This is a genomic window from Kitasatospora sp. NPDC036755 (assembly GCF_040636595.1).
GTDB lineage: Bacteria > Actinomycetota > Actinomycetes > Streptomycetales > Streptomycetaceae > Kitasatospora.
Window position 1 is genome coordinate 1 of sequence record NZ_JBEZUT010000583.1, and the last position, 2,913, is coordinate 2,913.

The 2,913-nt window shown below is 76.8% G+C and carries 4 protein-coding genes; 2 read left to right on the forward strand and 2 right to left on the reverse strand.

All coding sequences use genetic code 11. The features are described 5' to 3' along the window. The first annotated feature begins 205 nt into the window (after positions 1-205). The gene (locus tag AB0E96_RS40145) at positions 206-577 is read left to right on the forward strand and encodes a hypothetical protein (RefSeq protein ID WP_359831658.1); all 372 of its coding nucleotides are present in this window, start codon (positions 206-208) and stop codon (positions 575-577) included. A 28-nt stretch (positions 578-605) separates the two neighbouring features. Here AB0E96_RS40145 and AB0E96_RS40150 read toward each other — a convergent pair whose 3' ends face one another. Both AB0E96_RS40150 and AB0E96_RS40155 read right to left on the reverse strand, forming a co-directional pair. After that, entirely contained in the window at positions 606-1,232 is a 627-nt protein-coding gene (locus tag AB0E96_RS40150; protein WP_359831660.1) for a hypothetical protein, read from the reverse strand. Between the two features lie 35 nt (positions 1,233-1,267). Then, positions 1,268-1,816, reverse strand: a complete 549-nt coding sequence (locus AB0E96_RS40155; protein WP_359831662.1) for an alpha/beta fold hydrolase — start codon at positions 1,814-1,816, stop codon at positions 1,268-1,270. Positions 1,817-2,072: 256 nt separating this feature from the next. On the opposite strand from AB0E96_RS40155, the gene AB0E96_RS40160 reads away from it, so the two are divergent. After that, on the forward strand, positions 2,073-2,639 hold the full coding sequence (locus AB0E96_RS40160; RefSeq protein WP_359831664.1) for a DJ-1/PfpI family protein: 567 nt from the start codon (positions 2,073-2,075) through the stop codon (positions 2,637-2,639). The last annotated feature ends 274 nt before the right edge of the window (positions 2,640-2,913 follow it).

Genomic DNA, 2,913 nt, shown 5'->3' on the forward strand with positions numbered 1-2,913 from the left:
GCCCGGGGAACGGCGTCCGGCCGCGCGGCGTCAACCCGGCGCCCAGCCGCGGCGGTCCGTCCGTCCCGCCCGGCGCCACCGACCCCGAGGACCAGTGAACCGTCCGCCCCCGGCGCCGCCCGGCGCGCACCACCGGTGGGACGCCCGGCCCCGCATGAGTACCCGTACTCATGCGGGGCCGCGTCCGTTCGCGGACGATGGCCGCATGCCGCACAGCATCCTCGGCGTGCCCGCCGTCCTCTGCCCCTCGATCGGCTACCTGGCCGGCTACCTGGTGATCGGCCTCGCCGCCGCCCACGAGCTGCGCGCCGAGCCGCGCACGGGGGCGGGTGCGACCACGGGTGCGACAGCGGGTGTGACAGCGGGTGTGACAGCGGGTGCGGCGACGGCTGCCGGGCCGGGCGCCGTGCGGCGGTGGGTCGCGGTCGTGTGGACGATGCCGGGGTTCCTGCACGCGAACACCCTCAGCCCGCTCCCGGACGGCACACCGGCCCGCTTCCTGTCCGCCACCGCGGCGGGGGCGGCCGGCAACGCGGTCCTGCTGGTGCTCGGCGCCCACGCCCTGGGGCTGGGCTGAGCGGCCGCCGGGGCCGGTCCGCCGCGGTCTACCGCGCCTCGACCGGTTCCCCGCTGTCCTGGTCGAGGTTGAACACCCGCCGGTAGGAGTCGGTCACCACGGTGATCTGCGAGCGCCCGGTCCAACTCGCCGTCACCAGCCGGGCGTCGCCCCGGCTCCCGCCGATGTCCGCCAGCGACCAGCGCCGGGCCGACCAGCCCTCGCCGCTCTCCAGCAGCACCTGCCAGCGCTCGTCCGTCCCCGGCCCGGTGGCGTACGAGCGGTGCACCACCACCAGGGCGCACTCGGCCCCGGCCGGGGCGTCCTCCCGGCTGCGCGTCTCGGCCGCCGACACCTTGTGCGCGGCCAGCACACCGAGCAGGAACACCACCCCGGCGGTCACCGTGACGGTGCGGGTGGCCGTCCGTACGGCGGCGCGCAGATCGCCCAGCCAGGCGGCCGCGATCAGCGCCGCCAGCGCCCCGCCGAGCAGCAGCTCCGGCCGGTTGAGCAGGTCGGCGACCAGCATCCGCCCGCCCGAGCGGCTCTCCCACTGCCCCTCGGTGTAGAGCAGGACGGCGGCCAGCCCGCCGAGCGCCAGCAGCCGGACCAGGACGCGCCTGCGCCGGGAGGTCCGCCGGCCCGGCGCCCCCCGGTTGGTCCTTCCCCGGTTCATCGTCCCCCCGTCCCCCCGTTCCCCCGTGGTCGCGGTCACAGTTCGGCGAGCAGTTCGCGGCCCTCCGGCCAGTCGCCCAGTCCGGAGTCGGAGTTGAGGTGCCCGTACGCGCCCGGCTCGACGTACCGGGCGCCCCAGGCGGCGGCGAACGCGCGGGCCCGCTCGGCGGAGACCCACGGGTCGTCGGTCGAGGAGACCACGACGGTCGGGAACGGGAAGCGCTCCAGGGCCACCGGGCGGAAGCCCGTCAGCTCCGGCACCTCGGCGGTGTCGACGTCCGCCGGGGCGACCAGCAGCGCGCCCCGGACGGCGGCGGTGCGCTCGGCGGAGGCGGTGGCCACCCAGTGGGCCGCCGTGACGCAGCCCAGGCTGTGGGCGACCAGCACCACCGGGCCCGCGGCGGCGGCCGCGGCCACCGCCGCGTCCACCCGGGCCACCCAGTCCGTCCGGTCCGGGCGGTCCCAGTCCGCCTGCTCGACCCGGCGGAAGGACTCGGGCTCGGCCGCCTCCCAGCGGGACTGCCAGTGCCCCGGGCCGGAATTCTGGTAGCCGGGGAGGACGAGGTGGGTGGTGCGGTCGGGCATGGGCTCCTCCGGGAGCGGTCGGGCCGGGCAGCAGGAGTCTAGGCCGCGGGCCGGCGGCACCCGCAGCCGGGCGGGCCGCCGGGCGCGCACTCCCCGCAACCGGCGCGCGAACGTCCGGATGCGCCGTCGTGCGCCCGGTGCGCCCCGTTGCCAACGGTGTCCGCGGTACGGGAGGTTGGACCGGGCCCGGGCCGGCCCGCCGCCGCCCCGCGCCGCCACCGGACCTGAGTCTCGACCACGTGGAGGGATGTCGGCGATGACATCGAAGATCCTGCTCGTCACCGGGGACGCCGCCGAGTCACTGGAGGTGTTCTACCCCTACCAGCGACTGCGCGAGGAGGGCTACCTGGTCGACATCGCGGCCCCGACGAAGAAGCTCCTCCAGTTCGTGGTGCACGACTTCGTCGAGGGCTTCGACACCTACACCGAGAAGCCCGGCTACACCTGGCCCGCGGACCTGGCCCTCGCCGACGTCGACCCGGCCCACTACGCGGCCCTGGTCATCCCCGGCGGCCGCGCCCCCGAGTACCTGCGCAACGACCCCGACGTCCAACGGATCGCCCGGCACTTCTTCGCCGAGGACAAGCCCGTCGCCCAGATCTGCCACGGCCCGCTGATCAGCGCCGCGGCCGGCGTGCTGGACGGCCGCCGCACCTCCGCCTACCCGGCGCTGGCCCCGGACATCACGGCGGCGGGCGCCGAGTTCGTGGACGGTGAGGCGGTGGTGGACGGCACGGTCGTCTCGGCCCGGGCCTGGCCCGACCACCCGGCGTGGCTGCGGGCCTTCATCGAGGTCCTGCGCACCAAGGCGCCGCTCTCCTGAGGCCCGCCGCCGGAGCCGGACCCCGACACGTCCCCGGGGTCCGGCTCCGGGATCCCTCGGGGTCGGGACCCCCTCCCCAGGGGGACGACCCGGCCCGGCCGATCCGGCAGGGTGCCAAGTGAGCGCCATCCAGCAGGAGTCGACCACACCGCCGACCCCGGAACAGGGAGGACGGCATGTGCGCGTACACCGCGCCCAGCAGCCCGCCGTAGGACTGCCCGAAGAAGGAGGTGCGCTGCTCGCCGAGCGCCGCGCGCAGCACGTCGACGTCCCG